At 48.9% G+C, this 15,319-nt stretch carries 16 protein-coding genes; 10 read left to right on the top strand and 6 right to left on the bottom strand.

Annotation, left to right across the window (positions count from 1 at the left end; translation table 11 throughout):
- Nucleotides 1–113: 113 nt before the first annotated feature.
- The 3 genes from BDT_RS18070 to BDT_RS18060 all read left to right on the top strand — a co-directional run bounded on the left by BDT_RS18070 (nt 114) and on the right by BDT_RS18060 (nt 4,956).
- Nucleotides 114–869 carry a hypothetical protein gene (locus BDT_RS18070; protein WP_015092693.1) on the top strand — a complete coding sequence of 252 codons (756 nt, stop codon included), beginning with the start codon at nt 114–116 and terminating at the stop codon, nt 867–869.
- Nucleotides 870–1,015: 146 nt separating this feature from the next.
- Nucleotides 1,016–2,239, top strand: a complete 1,224-nt coding sequence (locus BDT_RS18065) for a hypothetical protein (protein WP_080602450.1) — start codon at nt 1,016–1,018, stop codon at nt 2,237–2,239.
- Complete coding sequence (locus BDT_RS18060) at nt 2,236–4,956, top strand: hypothetical protein (RefSeq protein ID WP_015092691.1); 2,721 nt, start codon at nt 2,236–2,238, stop codon at nt 4,954–4,956. The genes BDT_RS18065 and BDT_RS18060 overlap by 4 nt, the downstream gene beginning before the upstream one ends.
- 54 nt (nt 4,957–5,010) lie before the next feature.
- Here BDT_RS18060 and BDT_RS18055 read toward each other — a convergent pair whose 3' ends face one another.
- Nucleotides 5,011–6,240 carry an NADP-dependent isocitrate dehydrogenase gene (locus BDT_RS18055; RefSeq protein ID WP_015092690.1) on the bottom strand — a complete coding sequence of 410 codons (1,230 nt, stop codon included), beginning with the start codon at nt 6,238–6,240 and terminating at the stop codon, nt 5,011–5,013.
- Nucleotides 6,241–6,462: 222 nt separating this feature from the next.
- Nucleotides 6,463–7,065 carry a TetR/AcrR family transcriptional regulator gene (locus tag BDT_RS18050; protein ID WP_015092688.1) on the bottom strand — a complete coding sequence of 201 codons (603 nt, stop codon included), beginning with the start codon at nt 7,063–7,065 and terminating at the stop codon, nt 6,463–6,465.
- A 64-nt stretch (nt 7,066–7,129) separates the two neighbouring features.
- Between BDT_RS18050 and BDT_RS18045 the strand changes: the two genes are divergently transcribed.
- Nucleotides 7,130–7,576, top strand: a complete 447-nt coding sequence (locus tag BDT_RS18045) for a DoxX family protein (RefSeq protein WP_015092687.1) — start codon at nt 7,130–7,132, stop codon at nt 7,574–7,576.
- Nucleotides 7,573–8,151 carry an NAD(P)H-dependent oxidoreductase gene (locus tag BDT_RS18040; protein WP_015092686.1) on the top strand — a complete coding sequence of 193 codons (579 nt, stop codon included), beginning with the start codon at nt 7,573–7,575 and terminating at the stop codon, nt 8,149–8,151. The genes BDT_RS18045 and BDT_RS18040 overlap by 4 nt, the downstream gene beginning before the upstream one ends.
- 13 nt (nt 8,152–8,164) lie before the next feature.
- On the opposite strand, the gene BDT_RS18035 is transcribed toward BDT_RS18040, so the two are convergent.
- Both BDT_RS18035 and BDT_RS18030 read right to left on the bottom strand, forming a co-directional pair.
- A complete protein-coding gene (locus BDT_RS18035) occupies nt 8,165–8,467 on the bottom strand; it encodes a hypothetical protein (RefSeq protein ID WP_038450245.1) in 303 nt (100 codons plus the stop codon).
- Nucleotides 8,468–8,937: 470 nt separating this feature from the next.
- Nucleotides 8,938–9,810, bottom strand: coding sequence for a LysR family transcriptional regulator (locus tag BDT_RS18030; RefSeq protein WP_041578093.1), 873 nt, complete (start codon nt 9,808–9,810; stop codon nt 8,938–8,940).
- Between the two features lie 86 nt (nt 9,811–9,896).
- Between BDT_RS18030 and BDT_RS18025 the strand changes: the two genes are divergently transcribed.
- The 4 genes from BDT_RS18025 to BDT_RS19005 all read left to right on the top strand — a co-directional run bounded on the left by BDT_RS18025 (nt 9,897) and on the right by BDT_RS19005 (nt 12,764).
- Entirely contained in the window at nt 9,897–10,391 is a 495-nt protein-coding gene (locus BDT_RS18025) for a hypothetical protein (RefSeq protein ID WP_015092682.1), read from the top strand.
- A 171-nt stretch (nt 10,392–10,562) separates the two neighbouring features.
- Nucleotides 10,563–11,378: an extracellular medium-chain-length polyhydroxyalkanoate depolymerase gene (locus BDT_RS18020; RefSeq protein WP_015092681.1), complete on the top strand. Its 816-nt coding sequence runs from the start codon at nt 10,563–10,565 to the stop codon at nt 11,376–11,378.
- 219 nt (nt 11,379–11,597) lie between these two features.
- The gene (locus BDT_RS18015) at nt 11,598–12,101 is read left to right on the top strand and encodes a hypothetical protein (RefSeq protein ID WP_015092680.1); all 504 of its coding nucleotides are present in this window, start codon (nt 11,598–11,600) and stop codon (nt 12,099–12,101) included.
- Nucleotides 12,102–12,236: 135 nt separating this feature from the next.
- A complete protein-coding gene (locus BDT_RS19005; protein WP_051026338.1) occupies nt 12,237–12,764 on the top strand; it encodes a hypothetical protein in 528 nt (175 codons plus the stop codon).
- A 58-nt stretch (nt 12,765–12,822) separates the two neighbouring features.
- Here the strand turns inward: BDT_RS19005 and BDT_RS18005 are convergent, their stop codons facing one another.
- On the bottom strand, nt 12,823–13,797 hold the full coding sequence (locus BDT_RS18005; RefSeq protein ID WP_015092678.1) for a serine/threonine protein kinase: 975 nt from the start codon (nt 13,795–13,797) through the stop codon (nt 12,823–12,825).
- Nucleotides 13,798–13,887: 90 nt separating this feature from the next.
- Here BDT_RS18005 and BDT_RS18000 point away from each other — a divergent pair, with 90 nt between their 5' ends.
- Nucleotides 13,888–14,595 carry a YgjP family zinc-dependent metalloprotease gene (locus BDT_RS18000; RefSeq protein ID WP_015092677.1) on the top strand — a complete coding sequence of 236 codons (708 nt, stop codon included), beginning with the start codon at nt 13,888–13,890 and terminating at the stop codon, nt 14,593–14,595.
- On the opposite strand, the gene BDT_RS17995 is transcribed toward BDT_RS18000, so the two are convergent.
- On the bottom strand, nt 14,596–15,288 hold the full coding sequence (locus BDT_RS17995) for a phosphatase PAP2 family protein (protein ID WP_015092676.1): 693 nt from the start codon (nt 15,286–15,288) through the stop codon (nt 14,596–14,598).
- Nucleotides 15,289–15,319 lie beyond the last annotated feature (31 nt).

The following is a 15,319-nucleotide window of genomic DNA, read 5'->3' as shown; positions in this document are numbered from 1 at the left end:
ATCCCTCGTGTTGTCCTGTCCTTTGTTCTGGATCTCGCCCGGTCGTGTAGATGAAAAAAATGTAAGCATTGTAGGCTGACACTTCCTTGCGAAAACGCAATGAAGGAGATCAGATGAAATTGAAAAACCACGCTATCACGATGATCGTCGCTCTGGGCCTGCCTCTTATCGGATGCCAGGGTGGATCGGACGACTTCCAAAACTACTCCAGCACTTCTTCAGAACAAAACGATTCCCAGAACATCACGGACACTGCCGACACTACGGCCGAAGACAGTCACGATATCGCCGACCACATTCACAATGATATTAGCGAAGCCATCAGTGAAGACATTCAGGCTTTGGGGTGTGTGAAAGCCTCCACTTCACAGAAGAAACAAGTGAACCTGGGTCTTTCTAAAAAAGAAGAGTTCCTGGCGAAATGCTCGAAGGAAACCAATGGATCTTCCTGGTGTGATGAGCTGGTTCGTCCGAACCCGCGCAGTGTGAACACATTCCGTTGCACCTACGGTTCGTCTCAAGCGCACAATCTGATTCACCCGGATGAAGGCACGTGGAAGTACCCTATCGAAGGCGTTCGTATCCTTCAGGATCTTTCCGCCAAAGGCCTTAAAATCAGTCAGATCTACAACTGGTGGAGACCTCAGCCCTACAACAAAAACGTGGGCGGAGCCGCCGGTCGTCACCCGTATGGAACTTCCATCGACGTTCGTTTTGCCAGCAACAGCGAAGCGGACCGCGCTTTCCGTGAGCTTTGCAAAATGCGCAAAGCCAAACGCCTGCGTGCGATTGGTCACTATGGCAGCGCCTCTTTGCATATCGGTGTGGGTGATAAAACCGCCAACACTTGGGGTAAAAGCTGCAACTGATTTTAATCTAATATCCAAGATTGTCCGTCCAGATTCAGGGACGGACCGGACGCCGGGGCCTGTCTTCGGCGTGTTTATTTGATCTGACGGGTTTCTGCGCTTGGCGCGGCTCTTGATATCTCCTTCTTCCGAAAATAGGAGATACCATGAAAACACTTTTTATCGTCCTTCCCTTGGTCCTCACATTGGCCGCTTGTCAGCCCGGTTCTGACTCTGACAAACAAGCGGCCCCCAAGCAGGTTGTCCCAAACGAAAACCCCATTGATGATCAGGTCTCGGGTCCCAAGGCTTCTTCCGAGGCTTCAGTGACCGTGTCTGTGGACCGCGACTCAGAGCCATCTGCAATTACCGTTCGCATTACCAAAGACAACAGCTCTTTCGGTATCGAGTCTGTTGAAAGACTGGATGTGATCACCGGCTATTCTGTGAATGTTCCCGTCAGCGGTGTCGATGTCGTGGACCACGTGAACAGTCCTCGCAGCGACCTGCGCCCTTGGCACTATAAGTACATCATTCAAACTAACCGCGGCCAACTGGTTAAAGAGGTCCGTGTCTTAAAAGACTGGGTTCTTGCTGAGACAGCTCGCATCTCTGATTTCAAAATCGAATCAAATCGTATCGAAGTTCGCTTTCTGGTCCTTAAAGAAGGGGCTGTGCTTATCACTGAAGGCCGAGATCTGCAGATTGATGCCGCCGAACTTCGCAGTGGATCCATCGCGCACATCCAGACATTCAGTGACAAGGATTTGGAACTGTCCAATACAGTTAAAGTTCCAGGTCAGGGCGGTGGTCGTTTGATCCTGAATCTGAAATACGCCACGGGCGTCGTAAAAATTCAAATGCGCGGGCATCGTGGCTCTCGTGGTGAAAAAGGTGTTGATGCGACTCAAGAGCGCCCGGCACAAGCTGCCGCTGGCACGGCGGGCGAATATTTCGCGGGTTTTCCCCGTGGACCTGATTATGACGGCGAACGCCCAAGTTGCAGCAAACATCCCACCGACGGTCAGCGCGGCACAAACGGTGTTGCCGGTGCCGACGGCTTCAATGGCTTCCAAGGGGGATCTTCCGGTTCACTTTATCTGACGCTGCAATCAGCAAGGTTCTTTGACTACGAAGTCGTCTTTGTTCCTGGTGAAGGAGGCGAGGGTGGTGAGGGCGGCAAAGGCCAGCCGGGAGGTTTGGGTGGTCAGGCAGGAGCCTCTGCGCCTCTTTGCAGAAAAGCGAAGGCTGGTGCAGATGGTGCGAACGGAGCCGTCGGCTCTAAAGGTCAACAAGGAAGTGTGGGTACCTTGGGTGAATTCTGTCTTACTATGGGCGATAAGGGGACATCCTGCATCACCCGCGATCAATTTTCTGGAGGTGTAAAGTGAAAAACAAATTCATTCCAATGACAATAAGTGCGGTGCTGGCCTTGTCGGCATGTGCTCCTCAGAAAGAAACGGTTCGGGAAATCGTCCGAACAGAAAAACCGCAGGGTGATGTTAGCGACGCTTCGTTCTTGCCATTCTGGGAACAGATCGCCGCAGGAAACAGTCCCAATCCTGCATTGGCGGGATTGCTGATTCCCTATCTGTCAGAGCAGGACCGCGCAGCTTACTTGAAGCGTGTTGCGGTAGACGACAGTGTCCTTTCGGCGCTTGAAAGCGACCGTCAGATGGCCAAGAACATTTACCTGTTGCAGACTTTGGGATTCCGAAATGATCCAGCAGTGCTGAATTTCACTTTGAATTACAGATACAACCAGATGTCTTTTAGTGCGAAGGGTATTCGTGATGACTTCAATCTGAATCTGCAAATACAAAAACAGAATCAGGCTATGGACAGTCTTTTGAAAACTTATTCTGAAAGAGCTCAGAAAGTGGCAATTGAACTGATGCCTGCCTACATTCAGCAGCTAAGTCCCGAAGATCAGAAAAAGCTTTCTGCTGCAGTTAAGGGCCCTCGTGCTGAAGCTATTGAAAACACAGTTGAGATCCTGAAGCGTTACGACAAAATTCTTGCCGCTTACAATTTCCATAATGATGACAATACCAAGCTGATCGTCATCGGACTGGTTGCCGGGGCCGTGGTGGATCATCTGGCAAAGCAACCCAGCATCCAAGAGCTGATCAAGAAAGCCCGTGAGGTCGGCGATGTGGTCGCGAAGGTGCGTGAAGCCGCGTCTCTGGTTCAGCTGATCCAGGACAGCCGTCAGAAGATGGGTGAAGACTGGCAGTCGGCCAAGGGCGCCATGGAAGCAATTCTTCAGGAAATCAAAAAAGGAAAATGGGAGCTTGAATTTCGCTATGAGACCCGTGTGGAGTCTTTGCGTTTGATGAGCGACGCTTTGACCGGGAATCTGCAGTCCGCAGAAGGCCAGGGTCCATTGAGTGAGCCACAGGCCATCAATAAGAATATTGAAACTTTTGTAAACAGCGCTGCTTCAGCGGCCGGTCGTCTGGACACGATATTGAATGCGACTGAAAAATTAGCGGTCACTCTGGGAATTAAAATTGATCCGGGCGTTCAGCAGGCTATCGATACAGCCCGCACTGTGGCCTCGGTGGTGAATCTGACTCAGTCGGTGATGAGCGCTTATGCCTCTGGCGGATTGATTGGTGCAATGGGTATGATGGCCGGTGGTCCGGGGCCGGCACTGATGGGGGCGGTTTCCGGTGCAGCGATGCAGGCGGAAATGGCGGCTGATCTAAAGGCCATCCGTCGTGAGCTTGCCGAAATCAAACAACTGCAAAAGCAGATGATCGAAATTCAGCTTGAAACCATGAAAATGATCCGGGAACTTGCAGTCGTTGTTGAATCTTATCACAAGATAGAGATGCGAAAGATTGAAGAGATCAAATCCGTCATCGTTCAGAATATTGAGGCACAAAGACTGCTTACTCACGCGGAAATCAACTCTTGCGAAAAGATGATTCAATACGGAGTCAGCATGAACGCAGAACAGTCCCAGCTTTATCGCCTGGGTAGTGTTCGTACATTTGAAGCCACAAGGCAGCTTCTGAAAGCCTCTTTGCAGGAAAAGGGAGCACTGGTGCGATTTGCCCGTTCTTCTGGTGAATCCAACTATGAAACTTGCCAGCGAAGCATGACCAAAGCTTTTGGCAGTAAAAATGCCAATGAAAATCCGGTTCAGTTCGTGGCAAATTTCCGCAATGACGAGCTGGCGACTTTCCATAAAGATGTTTATCAGCCGTTGGTGGAGGCCCTTCAAAGTACCAAGATTATTCCATATTCTGTGATGTTCACGGGTTTGCATCTTCCGGCAGTCAATGCGGATTCATTAAGACGCAAAGTTGAATATGCAGTTCGCGGTGAGGGAGCCGTTCATGGTGTTGAACAGTATGACCTGATCAATCTGATTTCAACAGAGGGGCTTGAGCGCTATGTGGAAAATCTGCTGGTGCTTCATCCGATTCTTTCTTATGACAAAGCGGATTGGCTGGCGGCCGAAAAAGACGCCAACACTCTGAAAGAGCGCTATAACATCAGCTGGGCAAGGTCCCACTATTGGCTTGAAAATGCGCTGTCACTGGTTCAGTCCGCGATTGCTCAGGAAAGCCTGATGGTTGGAGAACCTTTGATGCTGGGCCTGGCGGATCAGTTTGGTGCCTTGAGCGAAGTGACTGAATGCGCGGAAGTCAATGCTCCCAATCAGAGCTTAGCATGCGCGGTTCGTCGTAATAGAATTTTGAACAAAAACCTTCTTACTTTCGTGATCAGACAGCGTATTCCGGTCGAGGGTTTAAGAACCCACTATCAGAAGGCACTTTCCGGTTTAAATGCCCAGGCGCTGGAGCTGACCTTGGGGTTGGACTTTGCTGGCAAAATCAAAGTGAAAGAACCTAAAACAAAGGAAGAGGGCAAAGAAAAGTATCTGGTGCTTTCGTGGCCGGACAAAGGCGGGATTTATGATACCCGATTGCCATCCCCTGATGAAGTCATACGTGGGGAGATCGTATATACCGATAACATGAAACGCCTGATGGTTCTTCAGGACAAGCTGGTTGAAGCTTATCTTGAAGTCACTCCGATGGCGGTGGATGAAAAGGTGCAAAGACAGGTGCGCCGAATGACGCTGCAGAAATAAAAAAAGAGGAGCCTTGCGGGGCTCCTCTTTCATTTTGTCTTTAGGACAAATCAATTACATGGAAAGAGCTTTTTTCAAGTTCTCGTCCAACTTCGCCAGGAACGGCTCAGTGTTCATGTATTTGTCAGCTGGAACTTTGTCGCCATAGATGCAAACTGCAAGGTCTTTGGTCATGAAGCCAGCTTCAACAGTTTCTACGCAGACTTTTTCCAAAGTCTGGGCGAATTTCACCAACTCTGGATTGTTATCCAGGTTACCACGGTGCTCAAGACCGCGAGTCCATGCAAAGATGGAAGCGATCGGGTTCGTGGAAGTTGGCTTGCCTTGCTGGTGCTGACGGTAGTGACGAGTCACAGTACCGTGTGCCGCTTCTGATTCCATTGTCTTGCCGTCTGGAGTTACCAGTACGGAAGTCATCAGACCCAAAGAACCGAAACCTTGAGCTACTGTATCGGACTGAACGTCGCCGTCGTAGTTCTTACATGCCCATACGAAGTTACCATTCCATTTCAATGCGGAAGCAACCATGTCGTCGATCAGGCGGTGCTCGTAAGTGATGCCAGCAGCATCGAACTTCGCTTTGAATTCTTTTTGGTAGATCTCTTCGAAGATGTCTTTGAAGCGACCATCGTATTTTTTAAGGATGGTGTTTTTAGTGGAAAGGTACAACGGCCATTTCTTGGTCAACGCCTGGTTGAAGCAAGAACGTGCGAAACCAGTGATGGATTCGTCAGTGTTGTACATAGTCAAAGCAACGCCATCGCCTTTGAAGTTGTAAACTTCGTGAGTGATCGTTTCGCCACCGTTTTCAGGTTGGAAAGTCACAGTCAGCTTGCCTTTGCCTTTGGTTACGAAGTCAGTTGCACGGTATTGGTCACCGAAAGCGTGACGACCGATGCAGATAGGTGCTGTCCAGTTAGGAACCAGGCGAGGAACGTTTTTGCAGATGATGGGTTCACGGAATACAGTGCCATCCAAAATGTTACGGATAGTGCCGTTCGGGGACTTCCACATTTGTTTCAGGTTGAATTCAGTCACGCGAGCTTCGTCCGGAGTGATCGTCGCGCATTTGATACCCACGTTGTATTTTTTGATCGCTTCAGCAGCGTCAACAGTCACTTGGTCGTTGGTAGCATCACGATGCTCCATGCCCAAGTCGTAGTACTTAATGTCGATATCAAGGTAAGGAAGGATCAATTGTTGTTTGATGAATTTCCAGATGATTCTTGTCATTTCATCGCCGTCGAGCTCAACGACGGGATTGGCAACTTTGATTTTTTTCATAAGTCGGTGTCCTTTGTGATTGGATTATTGAAGCCCTGAAAATATAGAATGCCCCTGCCGCGATGACAAAGAAAAACAGGGCATCAAAACCTTGGGACAGCGTCTGAAAGTCTGTTTAAGCCAGAAAACTGAAGCGAAAGCGCTATTAACGCAAAGTATTGAAATCTCAAAAGAGTTCAAAAACTAAAACAAGGGATTAAAGCCTGACTGTGAGGCGCCTTTCTATTTCAAAAGAGCTCGCTCCAAAAAGGCCAGATGGCCGTCGATAGCTTCGTTTAAAGCGGTTTTGTTGGTCAGGCTTTGAAACTGTCCGTCGATCATCAATACCGAAAAACCATGAATGCCTGACCAAACCGACCGGCCGGCCTCTTCGGGATTGGATTTTTTAAATACTTGGCTCTTCATTCCGTCGTGCAGGCACTCTGCCAACATGGCAAAGGCTTTGTAGCCCGCGGACTCAAGTTCGGCCCGCTGGTCCTTGGCGCAACGAAGTTCCTGATGAAACATCGCCCGGTAGTGGCCGGAATGGCTTAAGGCAAATTCAATATAGGTTCTTCCTAAAGCCGTTAGACGTTGACGGGGGCTGCGAAGCCCCAGGGTGGACTTTTCAAAGGCGGTGATAAGGTTGTTGAAGCCCTCTTCGGCAATATGCGAAAGCAGATCCTGCTTGGATTTAAAATGGCGATAAACGGCGGTGTGGCTCACTTTGAGGCTTTCGGCAATTTCACGCAATGTAAAATCGGCTTCGCCCTTTTTTTGAATGATTTCAACCGTCTTTTTAATGGCGGCCGTTTTAAGGTCACCATGGTGATATGTCTTAGCCATGAAATAAAGACTAGCACTCCTTTTCTATGTTTACAATGGTCACATTAATGTTAACATTGTAAACATGAAAAAGCTCAATGCCTTTTACCGTATGTTGATCGTGTTTTCTTTGTTGGCGCTGACAGCCAGGGCTGTTGGATTGCTGGCCACCTGGAATGAGGTCGCGCTGTGGATCATGATTCAGGTCTTTTTCTTTGCCGGGGTCAGCCACTTTACGCCGCTTCGCCATGAATTTGTGAAAATGATCCCGCCGGTGTTCCCGGCCAAAATGCTATTGGTCTATGTGACCGGGGCGCTGGAAATTCTGGGCGCTGTGGATCTGGCAGATCCCGTCACGCGCCCGTTTGCCGCAAAAGCATTGATCGTGTTTTTGATTCTGGTCTTCCCGGCTAACTATTACGCCGCCAAACACGACATCCGCTTCAGGGGCGCCAAACAATTGTCCGTGCTGCAGCGGGGCCTGGTGCAAGTCGCATTCATTGCCGCTTTGTATGTGGGAGGTATTGCATGAAAAAGATTCTTATTCTGAATGGTCACCCGAACGAGACGGCCCTTTGCGGATCTTTGGCGCAGAAATACTTTGATGGAGCAAAAGAATCAGGCTTTGACGTGAAGCTTGTGCATCTGTCGCGTTTGCAGTTTGATCCGATCTTGCACAAAGGCTATTTGCAGATTCAGGAACTAGAACCAGATCTTGTGCAAATTCAAAAAGACATCCTGTGTTCTGAACACATCGTGATCGTTTACCCCATCTGGTGGGGAACGGTGCCAGCTTTATTAAAAGGCCTCCTGGATCGCGTGCTGCTTCCGGGTTTTGCATTTAAATATCATAAGAACGATCCGTTCTGGGATCGTTTGTTGAAAGGTCGCACGGGCAGATTGATCATTACGACGGATGCCCCGTGGTGGTGGAATAAATTTGTGAACCGCAATCCGGCGATTCATATGATGAAAACCACCGTGTTGGAATTTTGCGGTGTGAAACCGGTCAAGGTCACACAGTTTGATGAAGTGAAAAACAGAAAGGCCCCACAGATTGAGGCCTTCCTTAAAAAAGCTTACGAATTGGGCAAGAAGGGCGTTTAAGCCCTTCCCCCAATTACCTTTGCAGGCTGAATGGATTTTGTAAGCGGGTTTCCAGCAGCTTGATTTCTGTTTCCAAGGTCTCGAAAGACTTTTCTGGATTTGAATAGCGCACGAGTTTCGGTCCATTGATCGTCCAAGACGCCAATGCAAGCATCATCCTTGTGGATTTGTACGCGAGGTACAGAAGGAAGCTTGTTACTTGACCGGCCTTTTTCACGCTTTCAACAGAAACATCAGCTGAGGTTTCGACGAGACTCATAAAGTATCGTTCGTTTTGGAATTCCCATTCTTTCTTTTTACGCATTAGAGCGTTCATAGCTTCCTCCTCAGGATTAATGATGCTTGCAAAGCGCGGTGGCAAAAGGCCGTTTTGACCGTGCGAATGCAAGAGTTGAAATTTCAGACCGTCAGACGAAATCGCCCCATGCGAACGCGCCTGAGGGACTGAAAAAATAAAATTGTTTTGGGTTAAGAACCAAGAATCAGACGCAGCAAAGCGCTTTAATTCTTAGAATAGCAGTTCAATTGTCGTGGGATTGAATCTGAGTACCTATGATTGGATATCAGAGGCCATCCCGATGACTGCGGATCCTTGGTGATTGGATTTTTTAATGTTCATCAAATTCATTGATGGCCTCCTTTCAATAGAGTGAAGCCAATATCTCCAATGTTGCTTAAAAAGTAAACTGAAATTTATGAAATAATTCAGTTCGTCTACTTAGGCGCACCAGAAGTGCGCCTACCCAGTTCCAACTTGGAACTTAAGTCGCGAATGATTTTGTTTTTCTAAATTTTCTTTGTCAAAGATTCGACGAGTTGTTTGAAGTACGGTGGCATTTCGGTGCGCGGATACCATGCCAATGCAACGGAATAATCCAAATGCAAATCATTGGCCAAAAGACAAAGACTGCCATCTTTAATATAAGGCCGTGCGAATTCTTCTGTCAGAGTCGAATAACCCAGTCCCTGTTGCAGCATATACGTCAGCGCATCGATGTTGTTGGCATAGTTACGCAGTTTCTGCGCTTTGCCGGCAAGTTTGTATTTCTTTAAAAGATCCAAGGTCACAGTGTCCTGCGGATCAAAATCAATAATCGGCTCGTTGGCTAAAATATCATCGAGCTTTCTTTTCTTCCACGCGGAAGTCCCGACGAGAACATATCGTTCCGGCGCGAGCGTCTTGGAATCCAGTTCGAGCCCCACTTGACTGGCAGGCAAAGCCCCAATCTGCGCAAAACCGGTTTTTAGTTTTCCCAAAACACTGTCGGTGTCGGTGATATCAAAACGCACGCGCAGTTTCGGATTCTTTTTCATCACCAAGCTGGCTTTAGGAATAATCCGCGAACGCATCAGCGTGGAGGTGCCACTGATGCAGACCTCAAAGAAGCTGGATTCTTTTTTGCCGGAAATTTTAGACAGGGTGTCCCCTTCGAGATCGCGGGCCGCTTGGACATAGCGCAGAAGGGATTCCCCTTCCTGGGTCAGACGCATGCCTTTACGGGAGCGGGTGAACAGCGTCACGGCCAGTTGCTTTTCCAAGCTCCGGATTCGTTGGGTCACCCCTGTCTGGGTGAGATTTACCATTTTAGCAGCTTCCAGGACCGTGCCCTTTTGGACGACGGCCCAGAAAGCTTCAAGGGAAGGGCTCAGTAAACTCATTTAAAATCATAGTAAAATGAAATATATGAATTATACAAATACTTTGTTTGAAAATAATTTCGCCTCCAACAACGTAGGAGGTTGTAATGAAATTAAAGTCTTTGATGGTTCTTTCCGGTTTGATTCTTTCCACCACAGCGGCGCAGGCGGATTGCTTCCTTGATCGCGCCAGCAGCTATCAGTGTTCATTTCCGAAGCAGATCACCTGCACGAATGAAGCGGACTCTGCCACGGGCAGCAAAGCGCAGAAACTGTCTGTAACTTTCGATGATCAGGGAAAAGTGACTTACGATCTTTCAACCTGGATTGCCGGCAAATGCCCTAGCCGTAACTGCGGCAGCGAAGTCCAATACACGAACGAAGGGTCCAGCGACGAGCCAGGAAAAACCGGCAGCGTGAACAACTACAATGATCAACAGCTGGTTTTGAATGTTGCCAACAGCAACGGCCTTGAGTTCCTGATGATTTTGGAACAAAAGCCGCCACAGGCATTGCAATCCTTTGTAGCCATGACTTTGAAGACTTTGCAGGTTCAAGGCACAGAACTGACAGGAAAAGGCACAAAGTGGTTCTGCCACTAGTCTGCTGAAGGAAATATCCCACGACAAAGTGGTATTTCGGGGCTTCTGAGTCGCGGCTGAAAGGGTCTTTTTGACAAAAGACTTGGAAAACCGTCAACTGATTCAGGGGACAAACTAAGGCCGGTGCCTTTATAGTGGCCTCGGGTTTGAGTTTGGACAAAGGAGTCCCGGATGAAAAAACTTTTAGCAGGTGTCTTTGGTGCTGTGGCGATGAGTCTGTCGGCTCAAGCGGCAAAGAAGGTATCCAACTGTGAAGTCACGGGACTTGTGGATCGCCTGACGTGCCCTTATTTGGAAAAGCTTGTTTCCGGTCCTCATTTAACCCGTCACGTGAAGTACTCCCTGCCCAAAGGAAAGACACCGAAAGCGGGATGGCCAACGGTCATTTTGTATCAGGGCAGTCTTTTTCCGGTGGAGTTTTCCCGCAGCAGTCTGATGATTGCTGGCGGATATAACGAAATTCGTCTGATCCAGACGCTGCTTGATTCCGGCTTTGCGGTGATTGCTCCGCCGGCGATTGAAGGTGTGGCCTGGATGACGAATATCGTGGGAATTGATTATGACACTTCTGAAGATCGCTATTTCGTGGAAGAGCTTTTAGCAGCCATGGGGAATGGGGAATTCGGGAAGCTGAACATGGATCGTCTGTATGCCACAGGGATCTCCAGCGGTGGATATCATTCCAGCCGTATGGCGGTGGCCTTCCCAGGGGTGTTTAAAGCCCTTGCGGTTCACTCGGCGTCTTATGCTGATTGTGGAGGGCCGATGTGTTTTGTTCCGGCGCAGGTTCCGGAGAATCATCCGCCAACAATTTTCCTGCACGGCCGATTGGATCCGGTGGTTCCGGTGCGCACGATGTATCCGTATCACGAGGTTTTAAAGAGTCAGGGTGTGGAAACCGAGATGTTCGTCAGCCCTTGGGCCCGGCACGAGTGGCTGGAAGAAGCTCCCGAGCTGATCACCAACTGGTTCATCAACCATAAATAGTAGAAAACAGATATCGTTCAATTAACAAAAGCCAGGCGTCACGACCTGGCTTTTTTCATTTCTTAACTGATCAATCACATGCAGATTGCCTTCCTCTTGTGGGTTGCGGGTCTTGGTGGGTGTAAGGTTGCAGCTATCCCAGAAAAAAGACGACCGAACTTTTTCTTCAGTTCAACCTAGGCTTCCAAATTCAAACCAAACCAAGACGAGGAGGTCTTTATGAAAGCAAGAAACATTCTTGCCGGTATCGTGTTCCTGGCAGCAAACTATGCGATCGCTTACCCAATGGTCGGGGATAAGGTCGAATGGACGGGCACCGTGGTGGGCACAGACGGCACATCCACTGACGCCAAAGGATCCAAAGAGATTCTGGAACAGGATCCGACCACAATGAAGTGGCTGGTAAAATCGTGGTTTATGGTGGGCAAGTGGGAAAAGATGGAAACCAAGTACACCAAAAAAATGTACACTCCAGCCAAGTGGACTGAAATCAGCACCACGTGCGTGGCTCGTGGTGGGGTGATGGAGGATGTGACTGTACCAGCGGGCACATACAGCACTTGTAAGTTCACGAAAACACATGACGTTCTTGATAAAGATGATGACGACGGAACTACAACAATGTGGTGGGGGGATGTACCATTTGGCGTGGTGAAGGTCGTGCATACGGGTGAAAAGGGAACAAAAACTATCGAGCTGAGCACAGTTACTTTGGGCCAGTAAGACAGCCGAATCCCCGTTGCAAGAGCCGCCTAGAGCGGCTCTTGTTTTATAACAGCACAGACCTGTTTTTTAAGGTCACTCGGAAAGAGTTCTCTAAACTAGAGTCAACAACATGAACCAACCGAGGAGCCAATCATGAGACACGAACAAGTAAGAGAAAGTTCACGTGGAAAAAAAGCCGTTCGCGCTAGTTCTGTCGGCAGCTCAAAAAAAACGCGCAGAAAGTCCGCCAGCGCAAAAAAAGCAGTGAGTGGAACTAAAGTTCGCAGTGTGCGCAAAAAAGCCGCCGCCAGCAAAACCGCCAAACCTAAATCCGCAGCAAAAACCCGCACGCTTAAAGCGAAAAGAACCGCCAGTGCGAAAATGAAAGCGGATAAGCCAAAACTTCGCACTCGTCGCGCCGGGGCGTCTAAAGCCATCGGTGGCACTGCCAAAAGAAAATCCGCCAGCAGCAAGGCCACTCCTCATGCACGCAATGAAGCCACTATTGATGAAATGAGCTTTGCCCGCGGCAGTGAGGAAAAATACTCCCGTGCGACGGCTCAGCCTAAAATGCGGTTGCCACGCAAGGGACTGCAAAAGGGAGTTACAAACTTGAGCGCGCGTCCTGAAAAAGACATTCTGCCGTCAAATTCCATCAACCCGGCACTTCGTCGTCGTTGATTCTTCCGCTATATGAATGGCTGAAATGAAAAGACCCGCTGTGACGCGGGTCTTTTTTTTATCCGATTTTCCAGGCGATTTTTTCCAGGGCTTCAACTTCTTCCGCCCAATAGGTGTATTTGTTAAATTCGGGGAACAGGCGCGGGAAGCTTGGATCCGTCCAGCGTTTTGCAATCCATCCGGCATAGGAAATAATCCGCAAACCTCGCAGCATCGGAATCCAGGACCACTGATGATCCGGGAATTCACGCAGTTCTTCATAGCCTTGAATGATCTGCGTGCGCTCGTCATCCAGACTGTCTTCGTCACCTGATAACAGCATCCAGAAATCCTGAATAACCGGGCCATTGACGAAATCGTCAAAGTCGACCAGGAAGAATTCTTTGCCGTTATTCAGTAAATTGCCTTTATGGCAGTCGCCGTGAATGCGGATAAATTCAGACGTATCAAAGCTATCATCAATCGCGTACAGAATATCTTCAGCCGCGATATTGTAGCGTTCCCGCAGTTCCGGGGTGATCCAGTCCTGCAAATGGTCCAACGTATCCCAGCCACCATAATAGCTGGTGTCCAATGTCGGGCGGTGGGGGGCGGGCTTTCTGGCGCCCACGTTGTGAACTTGTGCCATCAGGCGGCCGACTTTATGAAGTTCGCCGGATAAAAATTCCTGCGGCATACGGCCCAGAACCTTTGGGAAGAAAGCGACGTACATGCCGTCGACTTCCTGAATGGTCGAATCATGGCCCTGTAAAAGGGGTGCCACGGCCGGGATGCCTTCGGCTTTCAGGGACAGCAGAAATTCATGTTCTTCCAGGATGGCGTCTTTGCTCCAGCGCTGGGGGCGATAGAATTTGGCAATGACGTTGTTGCTTTGGGCCCCGGGAAAGCTTGGCTGTTCCAGCTTGATATCAAAAACGCGGTTTTCATAGGAATTCAGCTGTGTGAATTCGCCCGTAGGATAAAAGCCCGCGTGTTCTGCTGCCAGCAGCACTTTTTCGGGGTCCAGACTGTAAAAAGAAGAGCTTTTATCCATTATCAGATCTTGCCAGTTTTTAAGGCTTAAGTCATTCTCTGACTGATGAGCGGCAAAGAAACTTTTCTCTTCGCAAAATGGCCTGTAGAGGTGCATCGACGGAATTTTCGTCGCTCGGTTTCCATTTATCTTTATCCCAATAAACCCATCAAGGTTGTTGCGGCGAAAAGCACGCCTCAGAAGGTCATCGTTGATTTTCTGATGGCGAAGAAAGACTGGATTGAAAAGAACTTTGAAAAGTTCCAGGAAATCGCCGAAAAATTTCCGGATAAAAAGATCAAAGCCTATGAAAACTTCCCGTTCAAAGGTAAAGAACGAAAACTAAAAGTCGTCATCACCCTTCACAAAAAAACTTTTGTGTCGATCACCGACGAACACCTGCTGCTTCACATTCCAAGAAATGACTGGAGTGCCAATTCCCTGATTGAAGAGCATCCGACCGCCCTCAAAGAAATCCGCCACTTCTATAAACGCGAAGCCGTGGATTTCTTAAGCGAACGCGTGAAGTTCTGGGCCGGAGAAATGAACCTGCATCCGTCACAAGTCAAATTCCGCGAACAAAAGACCCGCTGGGGCAGTTGTTCTTCGCGTAAGGTGATCAATTTGAACTGGCGTTTGATTGTGTTTACCCAAGAGATCATCGACTATGTGATCGTGCATGAACTGGCCCATTTGCAGCACATGAATCATTCCAGTCATTTCTGGGGCCTGGTCGAAAAGTACGTTGAAAATTATAAGGACATCGTCAAGACGATGAAGGAATCCCAGTATCTGGTGGAATTCCTTTCCGAGACTTAGCTAGTAAATGCCGTTGCTGGTTTTTTTGCGCATCAGTTGCAGGGCCAGCAAAGTGCCGACATAACCCACACAGGCACCAAAGATAATATCGCTGACAAAGTGGTCATGCACCACCACACGGGTCAGACAAATCAGCATCGCAAACGGAATCCAGAACCATTTAAAGCGCGGGAAGGCCACGCTCAGCATGGTTGCCACCGTGAAGATCACCTGCGAATGGCCGGAAGAAAACGAATGCCAGTGCCAGTGAGTCGTAAAATGATCAAAGACGTAGGGATCGAAATCCGGTGTCTTGTGTGGACGCTGACGGCCCACTGTGAACTTAATAATGTGCGTGATCACGCCAGCCACGATCAAAGCCACAAAGAAATTCAAAGCCCAGCGGCGATAGTAATCCACGCGGTCCAGATGTGTTTGCAGGAAGCTGAGACGCGGGCCGATCCACTTGCAGAAAATCCACACCAGCAAAGAACCCACGAAATAGTACTCGGACAAAGCGATGTCCGTCAGGATGCGGGCCGGGGCGCGGATCAGGCCTTTGACTTCTTGTTCAGCAAAATACAAAGAAGCCTGTTGATCCACGAAGACCAAGGCCAAACCAGCCAGGGCCAGGGCGATCAGGGTGACTTTAAGAATATGTCGAATCAGTTTTTTAGGGTCGCTCAGAAGCTCGCCGAATTGTTGTACAGGCATGTAATTCCTTCTAAAAGCCAGTCTAAAACCT

It is taken from the genome of Bdellovibrio bacteriovorus str. Tiberius (genome assembly GCF_000317895.1).
GTDB classification, from domain to species: domain Bacteria; phylum Bdellovibrionota; class Bdellovibrionia; order Bdellovibrionales; family Bdellovibrionaceae; genus Bdellovibrio; species Bdellovibrio bacteriovorus_F.
Note: the sequence above shows the minus strand (reverse complement) of the source record. Positions and strands in the feature narration are given on the sequence as shown.